Raw genomic sequence first — 16,684 nt, 5'->3', positions numbered from 1 at the left:
AACCAGCTTCTTCCAAAATCAGTTGATTTTGAAAAGTATATTTCCTTTAAATTGTCATTATCTCTATCATCCTCAAATACAACGTAAAGCGTGGAATCTACACTACTATAATAGACACAGGGCCTTGATTGATAGGCACTTCCAACATCATCATTTATTTTTGTTTTATATAGAAATCTAAGATTCCCTCCATATTGCACAAAAAGTAAAAATAGCAACACTTCTTTCATATATAAATTATATAACCTTTATAATTAAGTTGAAAATGGAACCACAGGAAGTTGTATCCGAAATAGAGGAAAGATTTGAAAAGATAAAAAAGTTAATTGGTATATTTTTAGGTCCTATAATTTTTGTTATCATCTACTTAATTCCGATTCCAGATTTAACGGCTAAGGCGCATAAGTTAGTAGCAGTTTTATCCCTTGTTATTATATGGTGGATTTTTGAACCAATACCTATTCCAGTTACAGGATTATTAGGTGTATCACTTGTTGTTATCTTGGGTATTGAAGATGTAAAAAAGCGTTCTCTCCCTTTGCTGACCCTGTGATATTTTTATTTATCGGAAGTTTTATCATAGCAGAATCGATGAAAAAGTATAATCTACATGAGCGCTTTGCCTTTTATTTACTTTCTATAAATTTTATGAGTAAAGACGTAAAAGGTGCCCTTTTTTTATTTGGGTTAATAGCAGCTTTTATTTCTATGTGGATTAGTAACACTGCTACAACCGCTATGTTGTTTCCAATAGGTCTTGGTATTTTGGAAGTTATAAACCGTATAAAAAAATCACCTAATTACTCCACATCTTTAATGCTTATGCTAGCCTATGCAGCCTCTGTCGGTGGAATTGCTACACCAGTCGGTACACCACCTAATCTTATTGGAATTGGCCTTATTGATAAAATATTAGGTATAAAAATATCTTTCTTTGAGTGGATGCTCTTTACCTTACCAATTGTAATAATAATGTTTATTTTTCTTTTCCTTCTTCTTACTTCCTTGCACCCTGCTGAAATTAAAAGTGCTATTGATATTAACTTTTTTATTAAAGAAAAAAAACAGGAACTTGGGAAAATAACAAGGGGTGAAAAAAATGTAATAGTTGCTTTTTTAATAACAGTTGTGCTTTGGATTATGCCCGGATTTATGTCCCTTTTTGGTATAGAGATAGAGTGGTTTGAATCTCATATGCCTGAGGCAGTTGTTGCAATACTAGGTGCCACCTTGTTATTTTTGTTACCTATAAACTTCAAAAAGCTTGAATTTACGTTAGAGTGGAAAGATGCTGTTAAAATAGATTGGGGAACAATAATTTTATTTGGCAGTGGGCTTTCTTTTGGTAATCTCATGTTCACAACAGGATTAGGAGATTCACTTGGTAAGTTTCTTATTAACTTAACAGGTGCAAAAAACCTGTTCTCCATAACTGCTTTAGCAATCGCGCTTGGTATTATAATGAGTGAGTTTACCTCTAATACAGCATCGGCTAATATGGTGATACCCATAATGATTTCTATTGCAAAGGCAGCAGATGTTAATCCCTTGTATCCGGCAATTGGTGCTTGTCTTGGTGCAAGTTATGGATTTATGTTGCCAATTTCTACTCCACCAAATGCTATTGTTTATGGATCCGGTCTTGTACCAATTACAAAAATGCTAAAAACAGGTATAATTTTTGATATCCTTGGTTTTTTAATTATACTTTTTGGACTATTTATATTCTTACCCTTTAGTTTATCGGTTTAGGTAAATTAACTCTTTTAGCGTTCTGAAGCTGACATGAAGAATGAGAAGCTGAAAAACTGTTATTCTATCTCCACATCCGGTTTATAAGCTTTTAATGTTTCAATAAAGGCTACAGGGTTCTCAGGAGAAATTGTGATAGAAACTTTTTTAAACTGTAGAACAATTATGTTTTTAAAATCTGTATAAAAATTTATATTTAATCTTAATGCCTTATCTTTAAGGGCCGGAAATTTCTTAAAATAAATTTTTTCAAGATTTTCTAAATCAAATCTTATTTTTAAAAAACCAATTTTTATTATTAGATCTCTTGAGCTTAGAAAGTATTTTATTGAACTGATAGAATAAAGAATAATTGCGAGAATGATTCCCAAGAGATAAATATTCAAATTTACTTTTTTCTGTGGAAAAAAATTTAGTAAGACGAGTAGAAAAATAAGAAAAGAGAAGGCGTAGACGAGATAAATTATTAAGCCCTTTGAGGAATTAAATTCCTTCATTTAAGTTAGTTAGGTCTAAGTCTAAATCTGTGAATTTTGCATAAAAAGGCATCATTAAAACTTTCTTTTAAATATAAAAGGGCACTTAAAGCTAAGATAAAAAACCAAGGAATAACTCCATAGAGTTTAAGTTTAATAGAGATAAATATAGCAAAAAAAGAATAGGAAAAGACAAGTAATAGAGATTTGTCAATATTTTTTTTCGTAGAATAAAACTTCTTCCCACTTCCCTTTTTTGGAGTCCTCTCGAAAATAAAATTTCTCTTAAAAGTTGCCTCAAATACAGACTTTGACCCCTCAAAACAAAAAAAAGTGAAAATAAGTATTAAATAAAAAATATCTCTTAACCTCCACTCTAAAAGATAATTAATCTTTACCTTTTTATCAATTAACCAAATGTTATAAAGATTAAAAAGACCAAAAAATAGGATAAATAGACCAAAAATTATGTGAGAGTATTTAGATAGAGGCCAAATAATTAAAAAATAAAATGAATTTAAAATGTAAAGTAAGGGAGAAAAAACATGTATAAGTATACTCAACTTATCATCCCTTTTTAAATTCGATCTTAAAATCTCTCTCCAAAACTTTAAGGCCACTTGGAAAGTCCCCTTTGTCCATCTTTTTTGCTGAACCAAAAAAGATTTTAAATCTGATGGTAACTCAGATAAAACACTTAAATCCTTTAGAAAAACTCCCTTAAACCCCTTTAAATAGCTTCTTAAGGACAAATCTAAATCTTCAGCAAGTGTATCACACTGCCAATTTCCAGATTCAATAATCACTGATTTTCTCCAAATTCCTGCTGTTCCATTAAAATTAAAGAAAAATCCCTTTTTAAATTTTGAGTCTTGTTCGAGCAAAAAATGGGTTCTAAGAAGCATTGCCTGAATTCTTGTTAGTAAATTCTCCTTCTCGTTTACAAAATCCCAATTTGCCTGAACAAAGGCAACCTTAGGATCACTAAAGTAAGGCAACGTTTTTTTCAAAAAATCAGGGGGTATAATAAAATCTGCATCAAAAATTGCTATAAAATCTCCCTTTGCATATTTAAGCCCATTTTTTAAAGCTCCAGCCTTAAAACCACTTCGACTTTCCCTTCTTACCACATAAATAAGATTCCCCTCAGCTCTTTTTTTCTCAACTAACTTATCAATTAAATCTTTTGTTTCGTCGTCAGAATCATCTAAAATCTGAATTTCAAATTTATTTTTTGGATAATCAATCTTTACAGCACTTTCTATGATCCTTTCAATTACATTGAGTTCATTGTAAACAGGTATTTGAATTGTTACAAAGGGATACTCTTTAAGTTCCCCTTGATTTAAATTTTTTTTTCCGATATCTCTATAAAGGATAAAAAGCCAAAACCTATAGGCCCCAAAGATTGCAAATGTTAGAAAAACAGGCAGAAAAAAAAGAACAAAAAGAAAATACATTTGAACCTATTATATGAAATAGAAAAAAAATTTTTCAAACCAACAAAAAAACTCAATAGGGTCTCGTAATAAAATTAATAATGAAGTAAAGGTAAAAGAAGTTTTTAATTAAAACCGACAAAAGAAAATACCTCTTTTTTATAAAGTTCCAAATGTGAGACAAAAATGTAAAAATTAAAAAAAGAGAAAGAACTATTATATATATCTCAAAAAAACCCAATTTACCACTGAAAAAAAACTTAAGCGAAATTTTGTTAAAAACTGAACCATAAATTAAAAGTAAATGCGCATAATAAACAAACAAAGACTCCCTTCCTATTACTTCAACTATCCTTAATATAAAAGACTTTTTCTCCTCGAACTGGAAAAGTAAAAAAGATAGTATTCCGAGAATTAATATCTTAAGGTAAATATCACTTAAATCCATCAAAAAAGACCGCATTAAAACATAATTTAGGAAACTTAAAGTAGCAAAAATAAAAAAGGACGAATTTTTTTCCCCTACTTTTTTTATTAAGTATCCTAAATAAATACCTGAGAAAAGATAAATAGAAAAAGGTACCAAGGGAAAATTAGAGTCTTTTAGAAATTTTGAAAAAAATAGGGGCAACTTAGGATCATAGCCTTTTATAAGATAAAAAGCCAGAATAGTAAGTAGAAGAATTAAAGCATAATTACCAAACAAAAATAGAACTTCCCTTCTAAGGATAAAATAGAGGAGCTGTAAAATTAAAAGACTAAATCCAATACATTGCAAAATATCGATATTTAAAAGCCTATTAACATCATCAAAAGTCGAATTAAAAAGAGTTTTTCTTAAGGAAAAATAGGGTAAATGTAAAGTATAACCTAAAAGGATGATAAAAAATATTCTTCCTAATCTTTTAAAAAAGGGTCTTGTTAAAAATAGATAATCCTCTTTTCCGATCGTTGATAAATAAAAGCTGATTCCCGAAGAAAAAAGAAATAGGGGCGCTGTGTATCCCCTTATATGTGTCCAAAAAGTATAAAAGGGCGATAGCTTCTGAGAAGGAGAAAGAAGGGCATCAAGTGTATGACCATGTATCATTTCAAGAACTGCAATACCTCTTAAAATATCAATAAATAAATATCTTTTTTTGCTTGCCTCCATTTAGTTAAAATCTATTTTTAAATAAAGAAAGTTCGCGGTGAAATATTATAACTTGACAAATTGAAAAATGTAAAGTATAATTAAAGGGTTAAACTATAAAAAGGCCCGTAGCTCAACTAGGTAGAGCGTCGGATTCCAAATCCGATGGTTGGGGGTTCAAATCCCTCCGGGCCTGAAACTGAAATTAAAAAAATATATAGGGTGAATGAGAGAGGCTATTTTTTTAGCTTGTTCTGTTTGTAAAAGAAGAAATTATAGAACCACTAAATCAAAGGAAAAAAAGACATTAAAAGTTGAATTAAAAAAGTACTGTAAGTGGTGCAAAAAACACACAGTACATAAAGAGACAAAAATTAAATAAGAAATGAACTTAATTTTAAAAACAATAAATTTTTTAAAAGAAGTAAAAGTAGAAATGGAAAGAATGACTTGGCCAGAAAAAAAAATCGTCATGAGCGCAACACTCGGCGTAATAATATTCTCAATCATAGTCACTATCTTTATCTTTATCTTAGACTTTATCTTCTCTAGAATCATTAGCTTAATACTAAAATGAAAGAAATAAAAGAAAAAGAAGAAACCCAGTGGATAGTCTTTTGGACACTCTCAGGAAAAGAGAATAAAATCAAAAAAATTTTAGAAAATTTTATAGAAGAAAAAAATTTAAAAGATAAAATAAAACAAGTTCTTATTCCAACAGAAACTAAAATTAAAATAATGAAAGACGGAAAAAGAGTCCCACACCAAAAACCACTCTTTGCTGGCTATGTACTTGTTGAAATAAAAAAAGACGCAACCGAAGTTATCACTATGCTCCAAGAATACACCGGCTTAAGACCTTTACTTGCAAGAGATCCAACAAAAGAAATTCCTATACTAAAAAAAGAAGAGGTAGATAGACTACTTGAAACAATAAGAGAAGAACAAGAGAGAAGAAAAGCTGAAAGCCCCTTTTTACCAGGAGATAAGGTTAGAATTTTGGTTGGCCCCTTTGAAAACTTTATAGGTGTGGTGGATAAGGTATACCCTGATAGGGGTAAACTTAACGTTGTCGTAACAATTTTTGGAAGAGCAACTATGGTTTCTGACCTTGATTTTGATATGGTTGAAAGGATTAGATAAAAATGAAAGGAAAAAAAGAAGTTGTAGCAGAAATTAGATTACAAGTACCGGCAGGGCAGGCCACTCCAGCTCCACCAATTGGTCCTGCCCTCGGTCAGCACGGAGTCAATATCATGGAATTCTGCAAGAGATTCAACGAAGACACAAAGAAAATGGAACCAGGCCTTATAATCCCTGTCGTAATAACAGTCTATAAAGATAGATCCTTTTCCTATGTCCTAAAAACTCCTCCCGCCTCTGTTCTTCTAAAGAAAAAAGCACAAATCGCAAAGGGATCAGGAGAACCTAACAAGGTTAAGGTGGGAAAAGTTACAAGAAAAGATATTGAAGAAATAGCTAAAATGAAAATGAAAGACTTAAATACTTCCTCCCTCGAAGCTGCAATGAAAATTATCGAGGGAACAGCAAGGAGCATGGGAATCGAAATTGTAGACTAAGTTAATAGGGGGAGGGCTAACATGGCTAAACATAGCAAGAGATACCTTGCCTTACTTGAAAAAGTAGATAAAACAAAGTACTATAAGCCGGAAGAGGCCATACCCCTTCTAAAAAGCCTATCTAACGTAAGGTTTGTTGAAACTGTTGAGTGTGCTATTAAGCTGAATGTGGATCCTAAGAAGCAGGACCAGATGGTAAGAGGAACTTGTCTATTACCTCATGGTACGGGCAAAAAAGTAAAAGTGCTTGTGTTGACACCAGGTGAAGGAGAAAAGGAAGCACTTGAGGCTGGTGCTGACTATGTAGGTTTCAAGGAATATATCGATAAAATTAATCAAGGTTGGCTTGATTTTGATGTGGTTGTTACAACTCCTGAAGCGATGAAAGAGGTTTCAAAACTTGGAAAAATTTTAGGTCCAAGAGGACTTATGCCTTCACCAAAAACAGGAACAGTAACTAAAGACATAGGAAGAGTAGTAAAGGAACTTAAAAAAGGTAGAATTGAGTTCAAGGTGGATAGAACAGGTAATATACACGCACCTATTGGTAAAGTTAACTTTACTGATCACCAACTTTTAGATAATTTTTACACTTTTTTAAACGAAGTTTTAAACGCAAAACCCTCAGGCTTAAAAGGAAGTTACATTTTAAAGATTGCTCTATCTACTACTATGGGTCCTGGATTAAAAATCGATGTAAATTATGTAATAGAGGAGGCTAAAAGGAGGAGAGCGTAATGCCGTCTAAGCAAAAAATTGAAGCTGTAGAAAAATACACAAAATTATTAAACAATGCAAAGGCAATATACGTAGTTGATTTTAAAAGATTTAATGTTCCAGAGATGAATGAATTAAGGGCTAAGATAAAAAAAGAAAACGGATTACTTAAAGTTGGAAAAAATAGATTATTTAAAATTGCACTTTCAAGATATAATATAAAAGAGCTCGATGAATTTTTAAAGAATGTAAGTGCTCTTTTAATAGCCTATAATGATCCAGTTAACCCATTAAAGGTTTTCTATGAATTTATTAAAGAGAAGGGCAAGGGGGATATTAAAGGGGGCTATATTGAAGGGAAAAAGTTAGAAAAAAGTGAAGTTGAGATCATAGCAAAGTTGCCACCTAAAGGCGTCCTTTTACAGGATTTAATTTCAAAAATACAAAGTCCTCTCTACGGATTGATTTTTACTTTGAATGGTTTGATTAGAAATCTCTTATATGTTTTAAATGAAATAAAAGTAAAAAAAGAAGGTTCTAATCCTTAATTAAATAACTTAAAATTTAAAATGGCGCAAAAATTATCTCTTGATCAAATAATAGAAGGAATAGAGCAGCTTACGGTTTTAGAGTTAGCCGAGCTAGTCAAAAAGCTAGAAGAAAAATTTGGAGTTTCAGCACAGGCCCCAGTTTTTGCAGCTGCTGTTGGGGTGGCTCCCAAAGCTCAAGTAGTTGAAGAAAAAGAAGAAAAAACAGAATTTACCGTTATCCTTGCTGATGCAGGCCCCGAGAAAATTAAAGTTTTAAGAGAAGTTAGAGCTATAACTGGTCTAGGCCTAAAAGAAGCTAAAGAACTCATTGATACAGTTCCAAAGCCCATTAAAGAGGGCGTCTCAAAAAATGAAGCAGAAGAGATAAAGAAAAAACTTGAGGCTCTCGGTGCAAAAGTAGAAATTAAATAAATTTAACTAATAAGTTTTAAAAAAGCCGCTAAAAAGAAGAGTAATGAGGGAAAGAATTGGCTCTAAAAAAGAGATTTTACCAATACCTGACCTTTTAAAAATTCAGATAAGTTCCTATAAGGAATTCTTGCAGGAAGATGTTGAACCTCAAGAAAGAAAAAATATAGGCTTAGAAAGCCTTTTTAGAGAATTTTTCCCAGTTGAAGATCCAGGGAAAAAATTTGTACTGGAATACGTAAGCTATAGAGTTGAAAGCCCAAGATTTAAACCTGAGGAATGTATTCAGAAAAACTTAACCTACAGCGCACCAATTTACGTTAAGTTCAGATTAAAGGAAATTGGTTCTGATAAAAAAGTCAAAAAAATAAAGGAAGAAGAGATATTCTTTCTTGATCTGCCCTTAATGACAGACAAAGGAACCTTTATCATAAACGGCATAGAAAGAGTAATTGTTAACCAACTACACAGATCTCCTGGAGTCTATCTTGATATAGAACAAGAAGAGGGTAAATATAAATACATAGCCCTATTTGTTCCGTACAGGGGACCATGGATTGAATTCTCAATCGATTCCCAAAAGGTTTACGGTGTCACTATCCTTAAAAGAAGAAGATTCCCCGTAACAAGAATCCTTAGGGCCATGGGCTATGAAACAAATTCCGACATCTTAAGACTATTCTTCGGTGAACCAGAAGTAAGATCCTTAAAATCAATTGAACCAGACACGTTTATTCTAGCTGAGGAAGTAACTGGTCCTCAGGGAGAACTTTTATACGATACTATGGATTTAGTTACAGAAAAGGTAATTGCCGGTCTTGAAGCAGCAGGATTTAAAAGCGTAAAAGTGTATAGTCTCGCTACTCCAGGACTTGATGTAATAACTACAACAATAAGACACGATAGAGCCAAAACAAAACATGATGCCCTAACAGCAATTTATAGACTCTTAAAATATATTGCTCCTCCAACCATAGAAGAAGCTGAAGAATTTTTCAACGAAACCTTCTTCTCAAGAGTAAGAATGGATCTTGGAGCCGTCGGTAGATATAAGCTAAATACAAAACTCGGATTAAATATCGATGAAAACGTTCATGAACTTACTAAAGAAGATCTAGTTCAAATATTTAAGAAACTTTTAGATCTTTATAATGGTAACGAAAAACCCGATGACGTAGATCACCTCGAAAACAGAAGAGTCAGAAGAGTAGGAGAGCTACTTACAAACCATCTAAGAATGGCCTTTATGAAACTTAATAGAAACATTAAGGAGAAGTTCCTTGCCGAGAGAGATCAGATTGTAGCCCCAAGACAACTCATAAATCCAAAAATTATCGCTAATTTACTGAAATCGTTCTTTACAGTAAATAGACTATCTCAATTTCTCGATCAAACTAATCCACTTGCAGAATTGACTCATAAAAGAAGACTATCTGCTCTTGGCCCTGGTGGATTAACTAGAGAAACAGCTGGTTTTGAAGTAAGAGACGTACATCCAAGCCACTATGGAAGACTCTGTCCAATTGAAACTCCTGAAGGTCAAAATATAGGTCTTATTGCCTCACTTACAACTTACGCTGAAGTAGACGAATACGGTTTCATAAAAACACCTTTAAGAAGGGTAAAAAACGGAAAAATTACCGATGAGATAGTCTATATGACACCTGTCGAAGAGAAAAACTATAAAATAGCTCCTGCAGATGTAGAAATTAACCAAAAAGGAGAAATAGTTCCTGAGCTTGTTCCTGTTAGATTCGGAGGAGGTTATCCAACTGTAAAAAAAGAAGAAGTTGACTTTATCGATGTTTCACCTAGACAACTTGTTTCTCCATCAGCATCTCTTATACCTTTTTTAGAGCATGATGACGCAAATAGAGCTCTCATGGGTTCAAACATGCAAAGACAAGCAGTTCCACTAATTGAACCTGAAGCACCACTTGTAGGAACAGGAATGGAAAGAAAAATAGCTTATGATACTGGAATGGTTATCCTCGCCAAAAGAGACGGAGTTGTTCTAGAAGCAGATGCAAGAAAAATAGTTATAAAACCAGATAAGGCAGAGGATATAGAGTCTATTTGGGAAGAACCCCTTGACATCTATTATTTAACTAACTTTAAAAAAACAAATCAAGAAACAATTTTACACCACAGAGTCAGAGTTAAACCCGGAGATAGAGTAAAGACAGGTGATTTGTTAGCTGATAACGCCGCAACAGATATGGGTGAACTCTCTCTTGGAAAAAACCTTCTTGTAGCATTTATCCCTTGGTATGGATATAACTTTGAAGATGCTATAGTCGTTTCAGAGAGACTTTTAAAAGACGATGTTTTTACTTCTATACATATAAAGGAACTTGAAGTTACAGTTAGGGAGACAAAACTAGGTCCCGAGGAAATAACAAGAGATATACCAAATGTAAGTGAGGAAGCACTTAAAAATCTTGATGAATACGGTATAGTTAGAATTGGAGCAGAGGTATTCCCCGATGATATTGTTGTTGGAAAGGTTTCCCCAAGAGGAGAAAGAGAGTACTCTCCGGAAGATAAATTAATTCAAGCGATTTTCGAATATAAAGCAAGAGATGTGAAGGATTCATGTTTAAGAGTACCTCCAGGTGTTCAAGGAGTTGTAGTTGATGTAGTTATTTTAACCAGAAATTTTGATCATCCCCTTGCAAAAAAAATAATAAGAGAAAGAAGAATGGCACTTGAAGAGGAATTTATGAGAAAGCGAGAAAAAGTTATGTACCTGTACAAGGATAGACTGATGAAACTTTTACTTGGTAAAAAAACAGAAATTTCTCTTAGAAATAAAAGAGGAAAAGTACTTATACGAAAGGGAAACGCCTTTAACGAAGAATTCTTTAGGGGTACAAAGTACTTGGATGTAGTCTTTGAGGAGGGCTTTCTTGGAGGAGATGAAGTTGAAAAAGAAATAATAGAACTATCTAAAAAGCTAAATGAAAAACTTGATGAAATACAAAAGGAATATCAAGCAAGAAAGCAACTGGTTGAGATTGGAGATGAACTTCCCCACGGAGTCAATATGCTAATTAAGGTTTACATAGCACAAAAAAGGCAACTTAGAGTTGGAGACAAATTAGCGGGAAGACATGGTAACAAAGGTGTTATTGCAAAGATTGCACCTATAGAAGACATGCCTTTCCTTGAAGATGGAACACCTGTTGATATTGTCTTAAATCCACTTGGTGTTCCCTCCAGAATGAATGTAGGTCAAATCTTAGAAACTATTCTTGGATGGGCTGCAAAGAAAAAGGGCGTCTACTACTCCTGTCCTGTCTTTGAAGGAATGACAATAGAACAGATCGAAAAAGAACTAAAAGAAGCTGGGTTACCTCCTAATGGAAGAGTTAAGGTAAGGGACGGAAGAACTGGAGAAGAACTAAGAAATGAAGTAACAGTAGGATATATTTATATGATGAAGCTTGTTCATATGGTTGAGGATAAGATTCATGCTCGTGCAGTTGGTCCCTACTCCTTAATTACACAGCAACCTTTGGGAGGTAAGGCAAGGTTTGGCGGACAAAGATTTGGAGAAATGGAAGTTTGGGCTTTAGAGGCTTATGGAGCCTCATATACATTGCAGGAAATGTTAACAGTAAAGTCTGATGATGTAAAGGGTAGAAATAGGTTATATCAAGCAATTATAAGGGGTGAAGAGGCCCCAGAGCCCTCTTTACCTGTTTCCTTTGATGTTTTATTAAATGAACTAAGAGGGCTCTGTTTAGATATCGAAATTGAAAAAGAAAAAATTTAAAAAAGGAGGTAAGAATGAAGCCCTCAGTAGCAGGGTTACAACCCGAGATTTTAAGAGCAATTAGAATAAGACTAGCTTCACCAGAGACAATAAGAAGTTGGTCTTATGGCGAGGTCAAAACTGCAGAAACAATAAATTATAGAACTCAAAGACCAGAAAAACACGGACTTTTCTGTGAAACTATTTTTGGACCCATCAGAGATTATGAGTGTGCATGTGGTGCCTTTAAAGGAAAAAGATTTGCAGGCACCGTATGCGATAAGTGCGGAGTAGAAGTCACCACATCTTCAGTTAGAAGAGAAAGAATGGGACATATTGAACTTGCAGTTCCTGTTGCCCATATCTGGTTTTATAAAATCCCTCCATCAACCATAGCTCTTCTTTTAGACATAAATTCAAGTGACCTTGAAAGTATTTTATACTACGATAAATACATAGTAATAGATCCAGGGGATACTCCTCTTTTAAAGAAACAAGTTCTCTCTGATAGAGAGTATGAACATTATGCTAATGAATATAAGGATGGCTTTTTAGCTGAAATGGGAGCTTCAGCAATAAAGAAACTCCTTAAAGAGATAGATCTAGAGGAACTCTCTGCTGAATTGAGAGTTAAACTGAAAACAGAAAAAGCCACTCAAATGAGAGGAAAAGTTTTAAAGAGATTACAAATTGTTGATGCTCTCATAAATTCCGGAAATAAACCAGAATGGATGATTTTAGAAGTTATACCTGTTATACCCCCTGATTTAAGACCACTCTTTCCTTTGGAGGGAGGTAGGTACGCAACTAGTGATTTGAATGACCTTTATAGAAGAGTCATAAACAGAAACAACAGGATTAAGAATATAACGAAAATGGGCGCACCTGAGATAATTTTAAGAAACGAAAAAAGGCTCTTACAGGAGGCAGTAGATGCTCTTTTAGATAATTCAAGAAGATCAAGACCAGTTATGGGAAAACAAGGAAAACCTTACAAGTCACTTTCAGATATGCTAAGAGGTAAAAAGGGAAGATTTAGAAGGAACCTTTTAGGAAAAAGAGTTGACTATTCTGGAAGATCTGTTATTGTCGTGGGTCCAGATTTAAAATTAAACGAAGTAGGCTTGCCCAAAGAGATAGCTCTTGAGCTCTTTAGACCCTTTGTTGAGAGAAGATTAGAAATAAAGGGGATTGCTGAGTCCTTAAGAAGTGCAAGAAAGCTTATAAGGGAAAGACCGGTAGAAGTTTGGGAAATATTAGAGGAGATTGTTAGGGATCATCCTGTGCTGTTAAACAGGGCTCCGACACTTCACAGGGTTTCTATACAATCTTTCTACCCAAAACTTATAGAAGGTAAAGCTATACAACTTCATCCTCTTGTGTGTACACCATTTAACGCTGATTTTGACGGCGATCAGATGGCAGTTCATGTACCGATATCACCTGAAGCAAGGCTTGAAGCTCATTTTCTTATGCTTCCAAGACACAACGTGCTTTCGCCAGCCAACGGATCTCCGCTAATTTCTCCAACTCAAGATATGGTTATAGGTCTTCATATACTTACTAAGGTAAGAAAAGGCGCAAAAGGCGAAGGAATGAGGTTTGGAACCTTTGATGAAGCATTAATTGCCTACGAACTTGGAAAAGTTGATCTTAACGCAGAAATTGAAGTTGATGAATTGCTATCAAAAAATAAAAAAACTACTCCTGGAAGAATAATATTTAACAGGGCTCTTCCTAGGGATTTTGGGTTTGTAAACGAAGAAATGACTAAAAAGAAACTCTCTGATTTAGTAAGATCCGTTTATTTGGAAAAAGGCTCTCTGATAGCAGAGGAAGTTCTCGATAAAATCAAGGAGCTTGGATTCTATTGGGCTACAAAAAGTGGTGTAACTTTTGGTATTGATGAAATGATTGTTCCCTCCGATAAAAAGAAAATACTAAAAGAGGCTGAAAAGGAACTTGAAAAAATAGAAAATAATTTCCTAAAAGGTAGAATCTCTTCAGGTGAAAGGTACAACGCAATTCTTGACCTGTGGACAGAAGTTACCGAAATTTTAACTGAAAAGATGGTAGAACTTATGCAAAATGATAGGGGTGGTTTTAACTCAATTTATATGATGATGAATTCTGGTGCAAGAGGATCACTTGACCAAGTAAAACAGCTTGCAGCAATGAGAGGACTTATGGCAAGACCTAAAAGGATTATAGGATTAACAGGAGAGTTCATTGAAACACCAATTAAATCTAACCTTAAAGAGGGTATGACAGTTTTAGAATACTTCATATCTACTCATGGCGCAAGAAAAGGACTTGCTGATACAGCACTAAAAACAGCTGATGCTGGATATCTTACAAGAAGACTTGTAGATGTAGCTCAATCAGTTGTAATAGTTGAGGAAGACTGTGGCACTATTCAGGGAAGAGAGGTAAGCGCACTAAAAGAAGGAGAAACTATTATTGAGACTCTCTCTGAAAGAATTGAGGGTCACTTCGCAGCTGAGAACGTAAGAAATCCATTTACAGGTGAGATAATCGTAAGAGTTGGCGAACTTATAACCGAGGAGAAAGCTCAAGAAATTGAAGATCTTGGAATAGAAAAAGTTAAGGTGCGTCACGTTTTAACCTGTGAGTCAAAAGGTGGCATCTGCGTTAAGTGCTACGGTAGACACCTTGGAACAGGTAGAGTAGTAGAAATAGGTGAACCTGTTGGAGTGGTAGCAGCACAAAGTATAGGAGAACCTGGAACTCAGCTTACATTAAGAACTTTCCATGTAGGAGGAGCTGCTTCAAGAGTTCTTGAGAAATCTAAACATGAAGCCCCTTTTTCTGGAACTGTGGAGTTTATCAATTTAAACGTCTCTGAAAATAGTGAGAGGAAAACTGTATCTATCTCAAAGAGAGGACTTATACGTATAACTCACAAGGATAATCCTGAAATTAAAAGGAACTTTGCTGTGCCTCAAGGTGCTGAAGTTTATGTAAAAGATGGATCTCAGGTTGAAAAGGGTGATGTTTTGTGTGAGTGGGAGCCCTATATAATTCCGATTCTTGCAACTAAGTCTGGAAAAGTGAAATTTGTTGACCTTGAAGAGGGTGTGACATACACAGAAGCAGCTGAAGAGGGTAAGGTTGAAATTATCGTGATGGAGGATAGATCTAAAAAGTTACACCCTGCGGTTCAAATTATTGATGATTCTGGTAACGTAATTGAGGAAATCGCTTTACCAAAGGATGCAAGAATAGTGGTAAAAGAGAATCAGTATATAAAGGCAGGTGATTTTATAGCTAAATTACCAAGGGAAGCTGGAAAAACAAGGGATATAACAGGTGGACTTCCAAGAGTCAACGATCTTTTTGAGGCAAAGGTTCCAAAAGATAAGGCTATTCTTGCTGAAATTTCCGGAATAGTGAAAGTAGGTAAGCCCGAAAAGGGCTTTAGGGAAATTAAGATTATATCTGAGTCAGGATTTGAAGTGACCTATAAAGTCTCCTACAGCAAGTACTTACTGGTTGACGATGGTGAAAGAGTAAACGCGGGTGAGCCTTTAACACTTGGTCCAATTGATCCCCATGATATACTAAGGATTAAGGGAAGAATTGAGGTACAAGAGTTCTTGCTTGATCAAATTCAAGAAATTTATAGACTTTCTGGTGTTAGAATTCATGATAAACACATAGGAATAATTGTTAGACAGATGATGAGAAACGTAAAGGTTGAAGATCCAGGCGATACTCACTTTGTAAGAGGACAGTTCGTAAACATTGAGCAACTAGAGGAAGAAAATAAGAGAACAAGGGAAAGGGGAGGAAGACCTGCCGTTTACTCTCCTGTTCTTCTTGGGATTTCTAAGGCTGCACTTTCTACTGAAAGCTTTATATCTGCTGCCTCATTCCAGGAAACAACAAGGGTCCTATGTCAAAGTGCACTCTATGGAAAAAGAGATGAGCTAAAGGGACTGAAGGAAAATGTAATTGTTGGTTCACTTATTCCATGTGGTACAGGATTGAGAGATTTTCAGCAAATAAAAATTATACCAAAGGTTAAAGAAGAAGAGCGTTATATTGCTGCTTAATGAATAAAATTAATTTTGTTGAAATAGATAAAAAGTGGCAGAAACTTTGGGAAGAGAATGACTTATTTAGGGCGCCCACCTATCCCAAAAAAAAGATCTATGTCCTAGGAATGTTTCCCTATCCCTCTGGTGACCTCCATATGGGACATGCAAGAAACTATACTATAACCGATGTGATGGCAAGATATTTCAGAATGAAGGGATATGACGTACTCCATCCTTTTGGTTGGGATGCCTTTGGTCTTCCAGCTGAAAACGCAGCAATTAAAAGAAAGATTCATCCAAGAGAATGGGTCTTAAAAAATACTTTAGAAGGTAAGGAAGATATAAAAAAACTTGGTATATCCTACGATTGGTCAAGAGAAATATCAACTTGTGAGCCTGAATATTATAAATGGACTCAATGGCTCTTCCTTTTGTTATATAAGGAAGGATTAGCTTACAGAAAAAAAGCCTTGGTAAACTTCTGTCCCTCATGTCAAACTGTTCTAGCTGATGAGCAGATCATAGAGAGAAAATGCGAAAGATGCAAAACAGAAGTTACAAAGAAAAAATTAGAGCAGTGGTTCTTTAGAATTACTAAGTATGCGGAGAGATTACTCGAAGATCTAAAGTATCTTGAGACAAAGTGGCCAAGAAGAGTTATAGAAATGCAGAGAAACTGGATTGGGAAAAGTGAAGGTACTGAAATAATATTTAAATTGAAAGAAAAAAATATTCCCTTACCCGTTTTTACAACACGAATTGATACAGTATACGGAGTTACTTTTCTTGTTATAGCTCCAGAGCACGAGTT

14 protein-coding genes, 1 tRNA gene and 1 pseudogene (1 of these 16 running past the window's edge) are annotated in these 16,684 nt (G+C 34.4%); 12 read left to right on the top strand and 4 right to left on the bottom strand.

From position 1 onward, the window contains the following. On the bottom strand, positions 1 to 230 hold a 230-nt coding region (locus ABDH49_05110), incomplete at its 3' end, for a hypothetical protein (protein MEN3046343.1). 35 nt (positions 231 to 265) lie between these two features. Here ABDH49_05110 and ABDH49_05105 point away from each other — a divergent pair. Continuing rightward, complete coding sequence (locus ABDH49_05105) at positions 266 to 553, top strand: anion permease (GenBank protein ID MEN3046342.1); 288 nt, start codon at positions 266 to 268, stop codon at positions 551 to 553. After that, the gene (locus ABDH49_05100) at positions 550 to 1,752 is read left to right on the top strand and encodes a DASS family sodium-coupled anion symporter (protein MEN3046341.1); all 1,203 of its coding nucleotides are present in this window, start codon (positions 550 to 552) and stop codon (positions 1,750 to 1,752) included. Before ABDH49_05105 ends, ABDH49_05100 begins: the two co-directional genes overlap by 4 nt. A gap of 59 nt (positions 1,753 to 1,811) precedes the next feature. Here ABDH49_05100 and ABDH49_05095 read toward each other — a convergent pair whose 3' ends face one another. From ABDH49_05095 to ABDH49_05085, 3 genes are all read right to left on the bottom strand, one after another. Further along, positions 1,812 to 2,138 carry a PH domain-containing protein gene (locus ABDH49_05095; protein MEN3046340.1) on the bottom strand — a complete coding sequence of 109 codons (327 nt, stop codon included), beginning with the start codon at positions 2,136 to 2,138 and terminating at the stop codon, positions 1,812 to 1,814. A 116-nt stretch (positions 2,139 to 2,254) separates the two neighbouring features. Continuing rightward, a complete protein-coding gene (locus ABDH49_05090; protein ID MEN3046339.1) occupies positions 2,255 to 3,688 on the bottom strand; it encodes a glycosyltransferase in 1,434 nt (477 codons plus the stop codon). A gap of 52 nt (positions 3,689 to 3,740) precedes the next feature. Beyond that, a complete protein-coding gene (locus tag ABDH49_05085; protein ID MEN3046338.1) occupies positions 3,741 to 4,820 on the bottom strand; it encodes a heparan-alpha-glucosaminide N-acetyltransferase domain-containing protein in 1,080 nt (359 codons plus the stop codon). 101 nt (positions 4,821 to 4,921) lie between these two features. On the opposite strand from ABDH49_05085, the gene ABDH49_05080 reads away from it, so the two are divergent. The 10 genes and pseudogenes from ABDH49_05080 to leuS form a co-directional block, all read left to right on the top strand. Beyond that, positions 4,922 to 4,995: transfer RNA gene (locus ABDH49_05080), tRNA-Trp, on the top strand. A 30-nt stretch (positions 4,996 to 5,025) separates the two neighbouring features. Next, entirely contained in the window at positions 5,026 to 5,181 is a 156-nt protein-coding gene (gene rpmG / locus ABDH49_05075) for a 50S ribosomal protein L33 (GenBank protein ID MEN3046337.1), read from the top strand. 191 nt (positions 5,182 to 5,372) lie between these two features. Then, the gene (locus tag ABDH49_05070; protein ID MEN3046336.1) at positions 5,373 to 5,942 is read left to right on the top strand and encodes a transcription termination/antitermination NusG family protein; all 570 of its coding nucleotides are present in this window, start codon (positions 5,373 to 5,375) and stop codon (positions 5,940 to 5,942) included. Between the two features lie 2 nt (positions 5,943 to 5,944). Then, entirely contained in the window at positions 5,945 to 6,379 is a 435-nt protein-coding gene (rplK, locus tag ABDH49_05065) for a 50S ribosomal protein L11 (GenBank protein ID MEN3046335.1), read from the top strand. Positions 6,380 to 6,400: 21 nt separating this feature from the next. After that, on the top strand, positions 6,401 to 7,117 hold the full coding sequence (gene rplA / locus ABDH49_05060) for a 50S ribosomal protein L1 (GenBank protein MEN3046334.1): 717 nt from the start codon (positions 6,401 to 6,403) through the stop codon (positions 7,115 to 7,117). After that, complete coding sequence (gene rplJ / locus ABDH49_05055; protein MEN3046333.1) at positions 7,117 to 7,644, top strand: 50S ribosomal protein L10; 528 nt, start codon at positions 7,117 to 7,119, stop codon at positions 7,642 to 7,644. The genes rplA and rplJ overlap by 1 nt, the downstream gene beginning before the upstream one ends. Positions 7,645 to 7,665: 21 nt before the next feature. Beyond that, positions 7,666 to 8,058: a 50S ribosomal protein L7/L12 gene (rplL, locus tag ABDH49_05050; protein MEN3046332.1), complete on the top strand. Its 393-nt coding sequence runs from the start codon at positions 7,666 to 7,668 to the stop codon at positions 8,056 to 8,058. 43 nt (positions 8,059 to 8,101) lie between these two features. Continuing rightward, on the top strand, positions 8,102 to 11,833 hold the full coding sequence (gene rpoB, locus ABDH49_05045; protein MEN3046331.1) for a DNA-directed RNA polymerase subunit beta: 3,732 nt from the start codon (positions 8,102 to 8,104) through the stop codon (positions 11,831 to 11,833). Positions 11,834 to 11,847: 14 nt separating this feature from the next. Next, positions 11,848 to 15,888 (top strand): DNA-directed RNA polymerase subunit beta', encoded by a 4,041-nt coding sequence (gene rpoC, locus ABDH49_05040; GenBank protein MEN3046330.1) that lies wholly within the window; start codon positions 11,848 to 11,850, stop codon positions 15,886 to 15,888. Continuing rightward, positions 15,888 to 16,684 (top strand): annotated as a pseudogene (gene leuS, locus ABDH49_05035) (leucine--tRNA ligase); it runs 1,762 nt beyond the window's last position. Before rpoC ends, leuS begins: the two are co-directional and overlap by 1 nt.

It is taken from the genome of Candidatus Hydrothermales bacterium (genome assembly GCA_039630235.1).
In the GTDB taxonomy this organism is placed as follows: domain Bacteria; phylum Hydrothermota; class Hydrothermia; order Hydrothermales; family JAJRUZ01; genus JBCNVI01.
The sequence above is the reverse complement of the archived record's forward strand: the minus strand, read 5'-3'. Positions and strand labels throughout refer to the sequence as shown.

Coding starts and splice junctions, on each gene's coding strand:
- ABDH49_05105 (MEN3046342.1), top strand. CDS start 266: ATGGAACCACAGGAAGTTGTATCCGAAATAGAGGAAAGATTTGAAAAG.
- ABDH49_05090 (MEN3046339.1), bottom strand. CDS start 3,688: ATGTATTTTCTTTTTGTTCTTTTTTTTCTGCCTGTTTTTCTAACATTT.
- ABDH49_05085 (MEN3046338.1), bottom strand. CDS start 4,820: ATGGAGGCAAGCAAAAAAAGATATTTATTTATTGATATTTTAAGAGGT.
- rpmG (MEN3046337.1), top strand. CDS start 5,026: ATGAGAGAGGCTATTTTTTTAGCTTGTTCTGTTTGTAAAAGAAGAAAT.
- ABDH49_05070 (MEN3046336.1), top strand. CDS start 5,373: ATGAAAGAAATAAAAGAAAAAGAAGAAACCCAGTGGATAGTCTTTTGG.
- rplK (MEN3046335.1), top strand. CDS start 5,945: ATGAAAGGAAAAAAAGAAGTTGTAGCAGAAATTAGATTACAAGTACCG.
- rplA (MEN3046334.1), top strand. CDS start 6,401: ATGGCTAAACATAGCAAGAGATACCTTGCCTTACTTGAAAAAGTAGAT.
- rplJ (MEN3046333.1), top strand. CDS start 7,117: ATGCCGTCTAAGCAAAAAATTGAAGCTGTAGAAAAATACACAAAATTA.
- rplL (MEN3046332.1), top strand. CDS start 7,666: ATGGCGCAAAAATTATCTCTTGATCAAATAATAGAAGGAATAGAGCAG.
- rpoB (MEN3046331.1), top strand. CDS start 8,102: ATGAGGGAAAGAATTGGCTCTAAAAAAGAGATTTTACCAATACCTGAC.
- rpoC (MEN3046330.1), top strand. CDS start 11,848: ATGAAGCCCTCAGTAGCAGGGTTACAACCCGAGATTTTAAGAGCAATT.